This window comes from Micromonospora phaseoli, from assembly GCF_900109115.1.
Taxonomy (GTDB): domain Bacteria; phylum Actinomycetota; class Actinomycetes; order Mycobacteriales; family Micromonosporaceae; genus Micromonospora; species Micromonospora phaseoli.
The window spans coordinates 651,146-664,619 of the sequence record NZ_FNYV01000002.1; the positions used below are offsets into that span (position 1 = coordinate 651,146).

Sequence of the window (13,474 nt, forward strand, 5' to 3'; positions counted from 1 at the left end):
GGCCCCGACCACTGCCCAGCATGGTGGCTCTCCGTCGCCGACGCGGTCGCCCGAGAGCCGCGTCGGCCGGTGCGTTCCGCCGGCCACCATGAGTAGATCGAGACTGTTGTATCGAAAACAGTATCGAAACACGTCCGAAAGCTCAACGCGCTCCGGAACACTTTCGACGCCGGATCCGGGTCACCGCTCGGCCGCATCTTCGTCCGGTACGCCATGGAGAAGGCGGTCCCGCAGGTCAGGCCGGCCGTTCCGAAAGTTTCGGTGTCGTCGGCCGGTCGGCAGCCCTGCTCGCCGTTCCGAACAGGTCGGCCAACCAGCGCAGTTGCCGCCGCACCTGGGTCGCGTCCCCGTGCTCGTGGCCGTTGAAGGGGTAGACGTGCATCGTCCGGTCGGGCGACGGCTCGCCGGTGGCGGCACCGTACTGGTTGTACGCCGCGAACCCGGTGCTCGGTGGGCACACCATGTCACGCAACCCGATCCCGAAGTGCACCGCAGCGGTGGCCCGTCGGGCGAAGCTGACTCCGTCGAAGTAGGAGAGGGTGCGCCGGACGGCCGGCTCCGCGTCGCGGTTGACGGCGAGGTAGTTGACGATCTCGCCGTACACCCCGACGTCGGTGATCTCGATGGCCCGCTGGAAGTGGCAGAGGAACGGTGCGGTGGCGATCACGGCCGCGAGGTCGGACACCAGACCGGCGACCGCGAGGGCCAACCCGCCACCCTGACTGTTGCCCGCGGCGACCACCCGCCCCGGGTCGACGCCGGGCAGGGCCCGAGCGGCCTGGATCGCGCGCACCGCGTCGGTGATGAGGCGACGGTAGTAGTAGCCCTGCGGCGTCATGATGCCCCGGGTCACCGGCGACGGCCCGCCCGGCGCGCTGCCGTGCGGGTCCGGCGTGTCCCCCGCGCCGTACTGGCCCGACTGCCCCCGGGCGTCCATCAGCAGGTGGGCGTAGCCGGCGACCGGCCAGGTCAGGCGTTCGTGCGGCAGACCTCGGCCGCGACCGTAGCCGACATACTCCACCACGACCGGCAGCAGTTCATCCACCCCGGACGGTCGGGTGTACCAGGCCCGGACCGGATCGCCGGCGAAGCCGGCGAAGGTCACGTCCCAGCTGTCGACCAGCCGTAGGTCGGTGGGTTCCGGGCGGACGTCGACCAGCACCGGTGACGCCGCCTCATGCAGGGTGGCCTGCCAGAAGGCGTCGAAGTCGGCGGGCTCGGCCACGGCGGGCGCGTACTGCCGCAGCTGCTCCAGAGGCAGGTCGAACAGGGGCATGACACCTCGCAAAGGATCGGTCAGGGACGCGGGGGCGATGCGGTGCTCTCCCGGATCACCAACTCGGCGACCAGGTCGATCCGACTGGTGGGCAGGGCATTGCCGCGCGCGAGGTCGAGCAGCATCCGGGTGGCGGTGCCGGCCATGTCACGCAGCGGCTGGTTCACCGTGGTCAGCGCCGGGCCGATCCAGGCGGAGACCGGAAGGTTGTCGTACCCGACGACCGACAGGTCGTCGGGTACGTCGAGCCCGAGCTGGCGGGCGGCGCGCAGCACACCCAACGCCTGCAGATCGGAGCCCGCGAAGATCGCCGTCGGCCGGTCCGGCCGGCTCAGCAGCTCGATCCCGTGGGTGTAGCCGGCGTCGACATGGAAGTTCCCGTGGCGGATCAGCTCAGCATCGATCGGGACGCCGAGCTCTTCGTGGGCACAGCGGAAACCCGCCGTCCGGGCCCGGGCGCACAGCACGTCACGCGGGCCGGATATCATCGCGATCCGTCGATGGCCCAGCTCCAGCAGGTGGCGGGTGGCGAGCAGGCCACCGTTCCAGTTGTTCGAGCCGACCGCGGGCACCGAGGCCACGCTGGCGCTGTCGGTGTCGATCACGACGACGGGGATCGACTGGCGCCGCAGCTGCTGCCGCTGCTGGTCGGTCAGATTGCACATCACCAGCAGCACGCCGAGCGGACGCCGGGCGATCACCGAGTCGACCCAGGACTGCGGCGGTCGGCGCCCACCGCCCAGCTGGGACAGCACCACGTTCACCTCCCGGGGGGTGCAGACCGCCTCGACACCACGGATGATCTCCAAGGCCCAGTCGGAGCCGAACTCGTGGAACATCAGGTCGACCTGACCCGCGCCGGAGGATCGTCGGGCGCGGCGCCGGTAGCGGTTCCGCTCCAGGCTCGCCTCGACCCGCGCCCTGGTCCCGGCGGCGACGTCCGACCGCCCGTTGAGGACCTTGGAGACCGTGGCCGAGGAGACACCGACCTCTCGCGCGATGGTCGCAATGGTGGCGGAGCCGAGCACTGCCGGCGGACGCTTCTCTGCCATCCGATCCTCTACTGCAAGGAGTGCCGAAAATTTCGGGGAACTGTAACACGATCGGAACCGAGAGCCGGTGACACCGATCGATGGCGGGGAGGCAGCCGTCCGACCTGAGGCAATCGCTTACCTGCGTCGCAGTGCAGCGTGGACAGTCTCTCCCCGGACCCTTGACACGCCCTGTCGACCCCCTTAGGTTCCCGACACAGGTGACGAATGAGTTTCCGAAAATTTCGAGAATCGCCGTGCTCCACGGCGGTCGGCGTGGCCTGCCGGGACGACCTCCCGGACGCGGCCGGAGGGGTTCGCATGACAAGTCAGCTGCCCGTCGACGATCGATTGGCGTCTTCCGGCGCGGATCGGTGGCGTGACCCGAGGCTGCGACCGGACGAACGAGCCGACGCGCTCATCCCGCTGATGTCGTTGGAGGAGAAGCTCGCCCAACTGGTCGGTCTCTGGGTCGGCGCCGACGCCTCCGGCGAGGGTGTCGCCCCCCACCAGACCGACATGGTCGAGCACATCCCGCCCTGGTCGGACGCGATCCGGCACGGCCTGGGTCAGTTGACCCGGCCGTTCGGCACGGCCCCGGTCGATCCGGTTCTCGGCGCCCGGTCCCTGGCCGCCTCGCAGGCGCAGATCGTGGCGGCGAGCCGGTTCGGGATTCCGGCCCAGGTCCACGAGGAGTGCCTGACCGGCTTCGCCGCCTGGCGGGCGACGGTATACCCGGCACCGCTGAGCTGGGGCGCGGCCTTCGACCCCGACCTGGTGCAGGAGATGGCCGGGTTGATCGGCCGGTCGATGCGGGCGGCCGGCGTCCACCAGGGACTCGCGCCGGTGCTGGACGTGACCCGCGACTACCGCTGGGGGCGCACCGAGGAGACGATCGGCGAGGACCCGTACCTGGTCGGCACGACCGGCGCGGCCTACGTGCGCGGCCTGGAGTTGGCCGGGGTGGTGGCGACGTTGAAGCACTTCGCCGGCTACTCGGCCTCCCGGGGCGGACGGAACCTGGCACCGGTGCCGATGGGCCGCCGGGAGTTGGCCGACGTGATCCTGCCACCGTTCGAGATGGCCCTGCGGCTCGGCGGCGCCCGGTCGGTGATGCACTCCTACGCCGAGATCGACGGCGTACCGGTGGCCGCCGACGAGGAGCTGCTGACCGAGGTGCTGCGCGAGCAGTGGGGATTCGACGGGGTGCTGGTCGCCGACTACTTCGCCGTTCGCTTCCTCCAGTCCCTGCACGGCGTCGCCGCCGATGCCGGGCAGGCGGCCCGGCTCGCCCTGCGCGCCGGCATCGACGTGGAGCTGCCCACGGTGGACGCCTACGGCGCGCCGCTCGCGGCGGCGGTACGCTCCGGCGCGGTCCCCGAGGCGCTGGTCGACCGGGCCCTGCGCCGGGTGCTGATCCAGAAGATCGAGTTGGGGCTGCTCGACGAGCAGTGGCGTGAACTGCCCGCCGACGTCGACCAGCTGCGCCTCGACGACGAGGCAGGGCAGTCCGTCACGCTGCGGTTGGCCCGCCAGGCCGTCGTCCTGCTGCGCAACCAGGACGGACTGCTGCCGCTCGCCACCGACCAGCGGGTCGCGCTGGTCGGCCCGGTCGCGGACGACCCGATGGCGATGCTCGGCTGCTACACGTTCCCGGCTCACGTGGGCGTGCATTATCCCGAGCACGGCGTAGGGGTGGAGATCCCGTCGCTGCGCGAGGCGCTGCAACGGCTGCACCCACAGCTGCGCCACGTGGCGGGCACCGGCGTCACCGGCGACGACACCTCCGGCATCGCCGCGGCGGTCGAGGCCGCCACCGACGCCGACGTCTGCATTGTCGCGGTCGGCGACCGGGCCGGCATGTTCGGCCGGGGCACCTCCGGTGAGGGCTGCGACGCGGCCGACCTCCAGCTACCCGGGGTGCAGGCCGAGCTGGTACGCGCGGTGCTCGCCACCGGCACTCCGGTGGTGCTGGTGGTGCTCTCCGGTCGGCCGTACGCCCTCGGCGAGGAGGTCGCCGACGCGGGCGCGATCGTGCAGGCGTTCTTCCCCGGCCAGCTCGGCGGGCAGGCGCTGGCCGAGGTGCTCACCGGCGAGGTCAACCCCTCCGGGCGGCTGCCGGTCAGCGTGCCCCGGCACGCCGGTGGCCTGCCCGGCACCTACCTCGCCCCCACCCTCGGCCGCCGCACCCAGGTGTCGTCGGTGGACCCGACGCCCGCGTTCCCGTTCGGTCACGGACTGAGCTACACCACCTTCGAGTGGAGCGACGCCGAGGTGACCGGCGGGCCGGACAGCATCGGCGGCGGGCCGGTGGACTGGCCGGTCGACGGTGAGGTGACGGTCGGCGTCACGGTACGCAACACCGGCTCGCGGGCCGGCGCCGAGGTCGTCCAGCTCTACCTGCACGACCCGGTGGCGCAGACGACCAGGCCGGTGGTCCGCCTGGTCGGCTACGCCCGGGTGCCGGTACAGCCGGGTGAGGCGGCCCGGGTCACCTTCGTGGTCCCCGCCGACATCACCTCGTTCACCGGCGTATCGGGCCGGCGGGTGATCGAGCCCGGTGACGTGCAACTGCGTCTCGGCCGCTCCAGCGACGACCCGGTGGCGAGCCTGGCGCTGCGGCTGGTCGGCGACGAACGCGAGGTCGGTCACCACCGTCAGCTGGTGTCCCGGGTACGCGTCGAGCCGGCCGGCAGGGCCACCTCGGGGAGCCGGTCGTGAGCGCCCCCACCACCGCCACCTCGCCGGCCCCCGACACGACGACGCCGGCCCCGCCGGTTCGGGCCAGAAGCCAGAGCTGGCGCCGGGCGCTGCGACGGGACTGGCAGCTGTACTCGCTGGCGATCCTGCCGCTGCTGTTCTTCCTGATCTTCCGGTACCTGCCGATGCTCGGCAACGTGATCGCCTTCCGCCGGTTCCAGCCCGGCGGCAGCATCTTCGGCGAGTACTGGGTGGGCCTGCGGTACGTGAAGATGTTCCTCAACGATCCGACGTTCTGGAACGTCTTCAACAACACGCTGATCCTGGGCGGGCTGACCCTGCTGTTCTGCTTCCCGCTGCCGATCATCCTGGCGCTGCTGCTCAACGAGGTACGCACGCGCCGGCTCAAGCAATTCGTACAGTCCGTGTCGTACCTGCCGCACTTCCTGTCGATCGTGATCGTGGCGGCCATGGTGATGCAGTTGCTGTCCATGGACGGCACGGTCAACCAGCTCGTGAAGGCGGGCGACGGCGAGGCGATCCCGTTCCTGCAACGACCGGAGTGGTTCCGCACCATCTACGTCTCCTCCGAGGTCTGGCAGACGGTGGGCTGGGGGACGATCCTCTACCTGGCCGCGCTCACCACGATCGACGAGGACCTCTACGAGGCGGCCCGGATCGACGGCGCCAACCGGTGGCGGCAGACCTGGCACGTCACCCTGCCGGGCATCCGGCCGACGATGGTCACGCTGCTGATCCTCAACATCGGCGCCTTCATGGCGGTCGGGTTCGAAAAGATCCTGCTGCTCTACAACCCGCTGACCTATCCGACCGCCGATGTCATCTCCACGTACCTGTTCCGGATGGGCTTCGCGTCCAGCAACTTCAGTTATGCCGCCGCGATCGGGCTGTTCGAGGCGCTGATCGGGTTGATCCTGGTCATGTCGGCGAACCTGATCGCCCGCCGCACGGTGGGGACGAGCCTGTGGTGACCGTCGAAGCCGCCGAGCGGCCCACCGAGACCCCGCCGCGACCCCGCCGGCGGCGCGGCATCCAGGAGACCCGGGGTTACCGGGTCTTCCAGGTGGCGAACGGGATCATCCTGACCCTCGTGGTGATCGTGACGCTCTACCCGTTCGTCAACATCGTGGCCCGCTCGATGAGCGACGAGGCGTACATCATCGCCGGCCAGGTGAACCTCGTGCCGCGCGGATTCACCGTGGACACCTACCAGCTGCTGATGTCCGACTCGCTGTTCTGGACGAACTACCGCAACACGGTGTTCTACACGGTCACCGCCACGGTCGTCTCGATCGTGATGACCACCTGCTACGCCTACGTGCTGTCCAAGAAGCAGCTCAAGGGACGCGGCGCGCTGGTCGGCATCGCGGTCTTCACGATGTTCTTCAGCGGTGGCCTGATCCCCAACTATGTCCTGGTCACCAGCCTGGGCCTGAAGAACAGCGTCTGGGCCATCGCGCTGCCCAACGCGATCAACGTGTTCAACCTCCTGGTGATGAAGGCGTTCTTCGAGAGCCTGCCGGTCGAGTTGGAGGAGGCTGCCGCTGTCGACGGGCTCAACACGTACGGCATCCTGCTACGAATCGTGCTGCCGCTGTCGAAGGCCATCGTCGCCACGATGGTGCTCTTCTACGCGGTGGCCTTCTGGAACTCGTGGTTCGCGGCGTTCCTCTACATGGACCGCCAGGAGCTCTGGCCGGTCACCGTGTACCTGCGCAACCTCATCGCCGGAGCGACCGGTGCCGAGAACGTCGGCGCCATCGCCGCGGCCGACGAGGTGCAGGCCGAGGCGACGCTCAAGGCCGTGACCATCGTGCTCACCACCCTGCCGATCCTTCTGGTCTACCCCTTCGTCCAGCGGTACTTCGTTCGGGGCATCATGCTCGGCGCGGTGAAGGGCTGACCAGCGTGCCCACCACTCCCCCACCAATTAGTTGAAAGGATCCGCCATGTTCCGCAGATCGTGGCGCCATGCGGCGGCAGCCACTGCCGCGCTGCTCGCCCTCACCAGCATCACCGCCTGTAGCGACGACCCGGCCGAGTCCCAGGACCTGTCGGAGAACCGGGCCGGCGCGATGGACGGCTATGCAGTCGGTACGCAGTTCAAGGCCACCGAGCCGGTCTCCTTTCCCATCCTGTACAACAACCACCCGAACTACCCGCTCAAGAACGACTGGCTCTTCTGGTCGGAGCTGAAGTCCCGGACGAACGTCACGCTCGAACCGGTCGCCGTGCCGCTCAGCGACTACGAGCAGAAGCGCAGCCTGCTCATCGGCGCGGGCGACGCCCCCCTCCTTCTGCCGAAGACGTACCCGAGCCAGGAGGAGCCGTACGTCTCGTCGGGGGCGATCCTGCCGGTCAGCGACTACCTGAACCTGATGCCCAACCTGAGTGACAAGATCGAGAAGTGGAACCTGGGACCTGAGATCGACACCCGGCGCCAGGACGACGGCAAGTTCTACCTGCTGCCCGGTCTGCACGAGAAGGCCTGGCACGACTACTCGCTGGCGGTCCGGACCGACATCCTCGAAGAGCTGAACCTGGAGGTCCCGAAGACCTGGGACGATCTCTACCTCGTGCTCAAGGCGATGAAGGCGGCGTACCCGGACGTCTACCCGTTCTCCGACCGGTTCAGCCAGCCCAACCCGGGCGGCAACCTGCTCAACATCCTGGCCTTCTCGTACGGCCTGCAGGGCGCCGGCTGGAACTTCCAGCACACCAGTTGGAACGCGCAGGCGCAGAAGTTCGAGTACACCGGCGCCACCGAGCAGTACAAGCAGATGCTGCAGTACCTCAACAAGCTGGTGTCCGAGAAGCTGCTCGACCCGGAGAGCTTCACCCAGACCGACGACAAGGCCCGGCAGAAGCTCGCCAACAGCCAGTCCTTCGTGATCAGCGCCAACGCCCAGGCCGTGGTCAACGACTATCGGCCGGACCTGTCGCGGAACCCGGATGCCAAGATCGCCAAGATTCCGCTGCCGATCGGCCCGGCCGGCGAGATCAACCCTGCCGACCGCCTCGAGAACGGCCTGATGATCTCGTCGAAGGCCCGGGACAGCAAGAACTTCGTGGCGATGATGCAGTTCGTCGACTGGCTGTTCTACTCCGACGAGGGCCAGGAGTTCGCCAAGTGGGGCGTCGAGGGGCAGACCTTCGTCAGGGACGCCGCCGGCAAGCCCACCCTCGCTCCCGACGTCGACATCATCGGTCTCAACCCCGGCGCGCCCAAGCACCTGCAGAAGGACTTCGGCTTCTACAACGGGGTGTTCGCCTACGGCGGCAAGCCCGAGCTGGTGCAGGCGTTCTTCTCCGAGGAGGAGCAGCAGTTCCAGGAGGTCATGAACGCCCGGGCGCCGAGGGTGGTGCCGCCGCCGCACCCGTTCACCGACGAGGAGCGGGAGCAGGTGTCGCTCTGGGCGACCCCGCTGCGCGACCACGTCTACCAGGCCACGCTCCAGTTCATCCTCGGTCAGCGTGACTTCGCCCAGTGGGATGCCTACCTGGCTGAGCTGAAGAGCAAGAACATGGACTCCTACATGGAGACCGTCACCAAGGCGTACGAGCGCTTCCGGGACAAGAACAACTAGTAGACGTGGCCGGTCCGGTCGTGTCGGCGCGACCGGACCGGCCACCTTCGCACCAGCACCGAGCACGAGCACCGAGCACCGAGCACCGAGCCAGCAAGAGGACGACGATGCGCATCAGCGTTGCGGAGCAACCCAGCGGCCGGCTGACCGAAGCGTGGCGCTTCGCCGTCGGCACCGGCCGGTTCGACCTGGCGCTGCGGCGCGACTACCAGGATTCGCTGGCCCTCGTCCAACGCGAGATCGGCTTTCGGCACATCCGCGGGCACGGCCTGCTCAGCGACGGCGTCGGTGTGCACCGGCCGTACTCCTACCGTGGTCAACGACACGTCCGGCACGCCTTCGGCTACGTCGACCAGGTGATCGACGCCTACCTCGACCTGGGTATCCGGCCGTTCGTGGAGCTGGGTTTCATGCCGTCGGCCCTGGCCAGCGGCGAACAGACGGTGTTCTGGTGGCGCGGCAACGTCACCCCGCCCCGGTCACACACCGAGTGGGCCGACCTGGTCCGGGCCACCGTCGGGCACCTCGTCGACCGGTACGGCCTCGACGAGGTACGCCGCTGGCCGATCGAGGTGTGGAACGAGCCGGACCTGAAGGACTTCTGGCAGGACGCGAACCCCGACGCCTACCACCGGCTGTACGAGGTGACCGCGCACGCCGTCAAGGAGGTGGACGCCGAGCTCCAGGTCGGCGGGCCGGCGCTCTCCCCCGGCGCCGACGACGGATGGCTGCCCCGGTTCGCCGATTTCGTCACCGACCGCGCGGTGCCGATCGACTTCGTCAGCCGGCACGCCTACACCTCCGGTCCGGCCCAGCACGTGCCGTTCGGCGTACACCAGACCCTGGCACCGGCGCAGCGGTTGCTGGAGCAGTTCGCCAGCCCCCGCCGGCAGCTCGCCGGCACCGCGCTGGGGCAACTGCCGGTGCACATCACCGAGTTCAACTCCTCCTACCGGCCGGACAACCCGATCCACGACACCGCGTTCCACGCCGCGTACCTCGCCCCGGTCCTGGTCGAGGGTGGCGACCTGGTCGACTCCTTCGCGTACTGGACGTTCAGCGACATGTTCGAGGAGGTGGGGATCCCGACCACGCTGTTTCACGGCGGCTTCGGCCTGCTCACCCACCGGCAGGTCAAGAAGCCCACCTACCACCTGTACGCCTTCATGCGCCGGCTGGGCGACCAGGTGCTCGCCCGCGGCACGGACCACCTGGTCACCCGCGACGACACCGGCCGGATCGCGGTGCTGGCCTGGGCACCGGTCGACGTCACCGGCCGCGACCCGGTCGACGGCCACACCGTACGCCTGTCGCTGCCCGTCGCCTCCGCTACCGCCCGCACCGCATTCCTGCTGCGCTCCTCGGTCAGCGAGGAGGCGGGCAACGCCTGGCGGGCCTGGTGCGAGCTGGGCCGACCGCCCTCACCGACCACCGGCCAGCTGGACGTGCTGCGGGAGGCCGCCGAACCGGCCCGGCGGCACACCTCGCTGCCGGTGCTGGCCGGCCGCGTCGAGCTGGACCTGCACCTGGCCCGGCACGAGGTGACCCTGGCCGAGGTGACCCCGGTGACCGACGAGACGCCACCATGGTGGGACGAGAGCCGACTGTTCGGCCACGAACCGCCGGCGACGGCGTGAGCACCGCGGCCCGCCGCGATTTCGGCGCCGGCCCGCTGTCGCGGGGCGCCGCGCTCGTCTACACCCTTCTCGTTGTCGAGCTGCTGCTCCTGCTCTGCGCGGCCCCCGGGCTGGTCGCGCTCTTCGCGCTGGAGCGGCACGCCAGCAACCTGCCGCTGGTCGCCGTCTGTGCGGTGCCGCTCGGCCCGGCGCTCTCCGCCGCGCTGTACGCGCTGCACCACCAGCGCCTCGACCTGACCGAACTGCACCCGGGGCGACTGTTCTGGCGCGGCTACCGCACCAACCTGGCCGGCTCGCTGCTGGTCTGGATGCCGACGCTGCTGTGGCTGACCGTCATCGCGGTCAACCTGGTCAACCTGCCGGCGGCCGGTCTACCCGGCTGGTGGTCGTTGCCGCTGATGCTGGTCGGTGCCGGGGTGGCCGTGGTCGGGGTCAACGCGCTGGTGATCACCTCGCTGTTCACCTTCCGGCTGCGCGACGTGCTCCGCCTGGCCGGGTACTTCGTGCTGCGTACCCCGATGGTGGCCGTCGGGGTCGCGCTGCTGCTGGCGGCGGCGACGCTGCTGACCCTGGTCGTCTCGGAGGCGGCGCTGGCGGCGCTCGCCTCGGTGCTGGCGCTGGCGCTGGTCCGCGGCGGTGGACCGATGATCGACGTCATCCGGAGGGAGTTCGTCCAGTGAGTCTGCCGGTCACCGCCAAGGTGCCGTTCGGTGGGGACTACAACCCCGAGCAGTGGCCCGAACCCGTGTGGGCCGCCGACGACCGGCTGTTCGAGCTGGCCTCAATCGACACCGTCACCCTGGGCGTCTTCGACTGGGCGCTGACCCAGCCCGCCCCCGACGTGTACGACTTCTCCCTGCTGGACCGCATCGTGGACCGGGCCGCCCGGCAGGGCCGGATGATCTGCCTGGCCACCGGCACCGGCGCGCATCCCGCGTGGCTGGCCCGCGCCCACCCCGAGGTGACCCGGGTCGACTTCGAGGGACGCCGGCACCGGTTCGGGCAGCGGCACAACTCCTGCCCCAGCTCGCCGGTGTTCCGCCGGCTCTCCGCCGAGTTGGCCCGCCGGGTGGCCGGCCGCTACGCCGACAATCCGGCGGTGGTGGCCTGGCACGTCGGCAACGAGTTCGGCGGCGCCTGCTACTGCGATCACTGCGCGGCGGGCTTCCGGCAGTGGCTGCGCGAGCGCTACGGCACCCTGGCGGCGCTGAACGCGGCCTGGTACACCACGTTCTGGTCGCACACCTTCACCGACTGGGACGAGATCGAGCCGCCGTCGGCGCTGACCGAGCACTGGCGCGGGCCGGACCACACCGCGTTCCAGGGCATCACCCTGGACTACCGGCGGTTCACCTCCGAGGCGATGCTGACCAACTTCCGCGACGAGAAGGCGGCGATCCGCGAATCCAGCGATGCGCCGGTCACCACCAACTTCATGGGCATGTACCGGCCGATCGACTACCACCGCTGGGCCGAGCACCTGGACTTCGCCTCGTGGGACAACTACCCGCCCGAGGGCTGCTCACCGGCGTGGCTGGGGTTGAGCCACGACCTGATGCGGGGTCTGAAGGGCGGCCAGCCGTTCTGGCTGATGGAGCAGACGCCGAGCATGACAGCCTGCCGGGACGTCAACCCGCTCAAGCCGCCCGGGGTGATGCGGCTGTGGAGCTGGCAGGCGGTCGCGCACGGCGCGGACGCGGTGCTGTTCTTCCAGCTGCGGGCCGCACGGGGAGCGTGCGAGAAGTACCACGGCGCGGTGATCGGTCACGCCGGCCGTGCCGACACCCGGGTCTTCCGTGAGGTCGCCGAGCTGGGGGCGGAGCTGCGCCGGCTCGGCGACGCGAGCCTCGGTGCGCGGACCCCGGCCCGGGTGGCGCTGCTGTTCGACTGGGACAGCTGGTGGGCGTTGGAAATGTCCGACGGCCCGTCCCGGCTGGTCCGCTACCAGCAGGTCGTGCTGGCCTACTACCAGGCGCTGTGGGACGCCGGGGTGGACGTCGACGTGGTCGCGGTCACCGCCGACCTCACCGGCTACGACCTGGTCGTCGCCCCGGCCCTGCACCTGGTCGCCGGTGACCTGGCCGACCGGCTGGCCCAGGTGGCGCAGCGGGGCGGCTCGGTGCTGACCACCTTCCTGTCCGGCCGGGTGGACGTCGACGGCAACGCGTTCCTGGCGGACGTGCCGGGCCCGCTGGCGCCGCTGATGGGTGTCCGGGTCGACGAATGGGACGCCCGGGCGGCGGAGGTGGTCAACCCGGTCTGCCTGGGCAGCGGCGCCGACCGGTTCGAGGTCGCCTCGCGGCTGGTGTTCGAGCTGGTCGTTCCGCAAGGCGCGGAGGTGGTGGGCAGTTACCGGGCCGACTGGTACGCCGGCACCCCGGCGGTCACCCGCAACTCCTACGGCGCGGGCCACGGCTGGTACGTCGGCACCGCGCTGGACCAGGCCGGCGTCTCCTGGGTGGTGCGGCAGGTGCTGGCGCACCACGGCCTTCTCGGGCCGTACCCGGACCTGCCGGGCCTGGAGACAACGGTGCGGGTCGCCCCGGACGGCACCCGGCTGCTGTTCCTGCTCAACCACGGCACCGAGACGGTCGAGGTGACCGCCACCGTGGCCGGCGTCGACCTGCTCACCGGCGCCCGCACAGAGGTGGGTCGCCCGCTGCGACTCGACCCCGCAGGCGTCATGGTCATCCGCGGCTGATCGACGCTACCCGACCGAAGCGGTCGGCAGGCAGGCCGATGCCCCACCTAGCCGCGGAGGGTACGCAGGATCCGGGCCAGCTCGATCCGGTCGACGGCGTCGAGGTGACCGAAGAAGCGGTCCGCCTCGGCCCGGCGGGCGGCGCGGATGGCGGCGCCGACCCGGCGGCCCTGCTCGGTGAGCGCGACCAGGGTGGCCCGCCGATCAGCCGGGTCGGGCCGGCGTTCGACCAGCCCACGGGCCTGAAGGTCATCGACGACCTCGGTGGCCGAACGAGGCGCGATGCGCAGGTGCTCGGCGAGGGTGCTGGGGCGAGCCTCGCCGTGCCTCGCCAACACTCCGATTGCCCGGGACTGGCTGGGGGTGACGTCCCACGGCGCGAGGGACTCCCGGGTCTGCCGACGCAGTCGGGACGCCACCGCCCAGAACGTCTCGGCCAGACTCTCGTCGTCGGCGCTGTCAGCGGTGTGCTCGGTCACGGAAACACGGTAGCAGGCAATGCTGTTGTAACCTCATGATGA

10 protein-coding genes are annotated in these 13,474 nt (G+C 70.2%); 7 read left to right on the forward strand and 3 right to left on the reverse strand.

Translation table 11 applies throughout. The annotated features are described in order from the left end of the window. Positions 1 to 235: 235 nt before the first annotated feature. Together BMY89_RS07705 and BMY89_RS07710 are read right to left on the reverse strand one after the other, a co-directional pair. The gene (locus BMY89_RS07705; protein ID WP_092377075.1) at positions 236 to 1,276 is read right to left on the reverse strand and encodes an acetylxylan esterase; all 1,041 of its coding nucleotides are present in this window, start codon (positions 1,274 to 1,276) and stop codon (positions 236 to 238) included. A 20-nt stretch (positions 1,277 to 1,296) separates the two neighbouring features. Further along, entirely contained in the window at positions 1,297 to 2,328 is a 1,032-nt protein-coding gene (locus BMY89_RS07710) for a LacI family DNA-binding transcriptional regulator (protein WP_092377078.1), read from the reverse strand. A gap of 300 nt (positions 2,329 to 2,628) precedes the next feature. On the opposite strand from BMY89_RS07710, the gene BMY89_RS07715 reads away from it, so the two are divergent. The 7 genes from BMY89_RS07715 (at position 2,629) to BMY89_RS07745 (ending at position 12,953) form a co-directional block, all read left to right on the forward strand. Then, positions 2,629 to 5,028 (forward strand): beta-xylosidase/alpha-l-arabinosidase, encoded by a 2,400-nt coding sequence (locus tag BMY89_RS07715; protein ID WP_092377080.1) that lies wholly within the window; start codon positions 2,629 to 2,631, stop codon positions 5,026 to 5,028. Continuing rightward, complete coding sequence (locus tag BMY89_RS07720) at positions 5,025 to 5,999, forward strand: ABC transporter permease (protein ID WP_232521111.1); 975 nt, start codon at positions 5,025 to 5,027, stop codon at positions 5,997 to 5,999. Before BMY89_RS07715 ends, BMY89_RS07720 begins: the two co-directional genes overlap by 4 nt. After that, positions 5,996 to 6,931 carry a carbohydrate ABC transporter permease gene (locus tag BMY89_RS07725; RefSeq protein WP_232521112.1) on the forward strand — a complete coding sequence of 312 codons (936 nt, stop codon included), beginning with the start codon at positions 5,996 to 5,998 and terminating at the stop codon, positions 6,929 to 6,931. Before BMY89_RS07720 ends, BMY89_RS07725 begins: the two co-directional genes overlap by 4 nt. A gap of 46 nt (positions 6,932 to 6,977) precedes the next feature. Continuing rightward, positions 6,978 to 8,615 (forward strand): ABC transporter substrate-binding protein, encoded by a 1,638-nt coding sequence (locus tag BMY89_RS07730; protein ID WP_092377085.1) that lies wholly within the window; start codon positions 6,978 to 6,980, stop codon positions 8,613 to 8,615. A 107-nt stretch (positions 8,616 to 8,722) separates the two neighbouring features. Then, complete coding sequence (locus BMY89_RS07735) at positions 8,723 to 10,252, forward strand: GH39 family glycosyl hydrolase (protein ID WP_092377088.1); 1,530 nt, start codon at positions 8,723 to 8,725, stop codon at positions 10,250 to 10,252. Then, entirely contained in the window at positions 10,249 to 10,932 is a 684-nt protein-coding gene (locus BMY89_RS07740; RefSeq protein WP_092377091.1) for a YesL family protein, read from the forward strand. Before BMY89_RS07735 ends, BMY89_RS07740 begins: the two co-directional genes overlap by 4 nt. Continuing rightward, entirely contained in the window at positions 10,929 to 12,953 is a 2,025-nt protein-coding gene (locus tag BMY89_RS07745) for a beta-galactosidase (RefSeq protein ID WP_092377094.1), read from the forward strand. Before BMY89_RS07740 ends, BMY89_RS07745 begins: the two co-directional genes overlap by 4 nt. A 47-nt stretch (positions 12,954 to 13,000) precedes the next feature. On the opposite strand, the gene BMY89_RS07750 is transcribed toward BMY89_RS07745, so the two are convergent. Continuing rightward, positions 13,001 to 13,432 carry a MarR family winged helix-turn-helix transcriptional regulator gene (locus BMY89_RS07750; protein ID WP_092377097.1) on the reverse strand — a complete coding sequence of 144 codons (432 nt, stop codon included), beginning with the start codon at positions 13,430 to 13,432 and terminating at the stop codon, positions 13,001 to 13,003. Positions 13,433 to 13,474 lie beyond the last annotated feature (42 nt).

What these genes read in the sequence shown, in the direction of transcription:
- BMY89_RS07705 (WP_092377075.1), bottom strand. Translation starts at nt 1,276, where the DNA reads ATGCCCCTGTTCGACCTGCCTCTGGAGCAGCTGCGGCAGTACGCGCCC.
- BMY89_RS07710 (WP_092377078.1), bottom strand. Translation starts at nt 2,328, where the DNA reads ATGGCAGAGAAGCGTCCGCCGGCAGTGCTCGGCTCCGCCACCATTGCG.
- BMY89_RS07715 (WP_092377080.1), top strand. Translation starts at nt 2,629, where the DNA reads ATGACAAGTCAGCTGCCCGTCGACGATCGATTGGCGTCTTCCGGCGCG.
- BMY89_RS07730 (WP_092377085.1), top strand. Translation starts at nt 6,978, where the DNA reads ATGTTCCGCAGATCGTGGCGCCATGCGGCGGCAGCCACTGCCGCGCTG.
- BMY89_RS07735 (WP_092377088.1), top strand. Translation starts at nt 8,723, where the DNA reads ATGCGCATCAGCGTTGCGGAGCAACCCAGCGGCCGGCTGACCGAAGCG.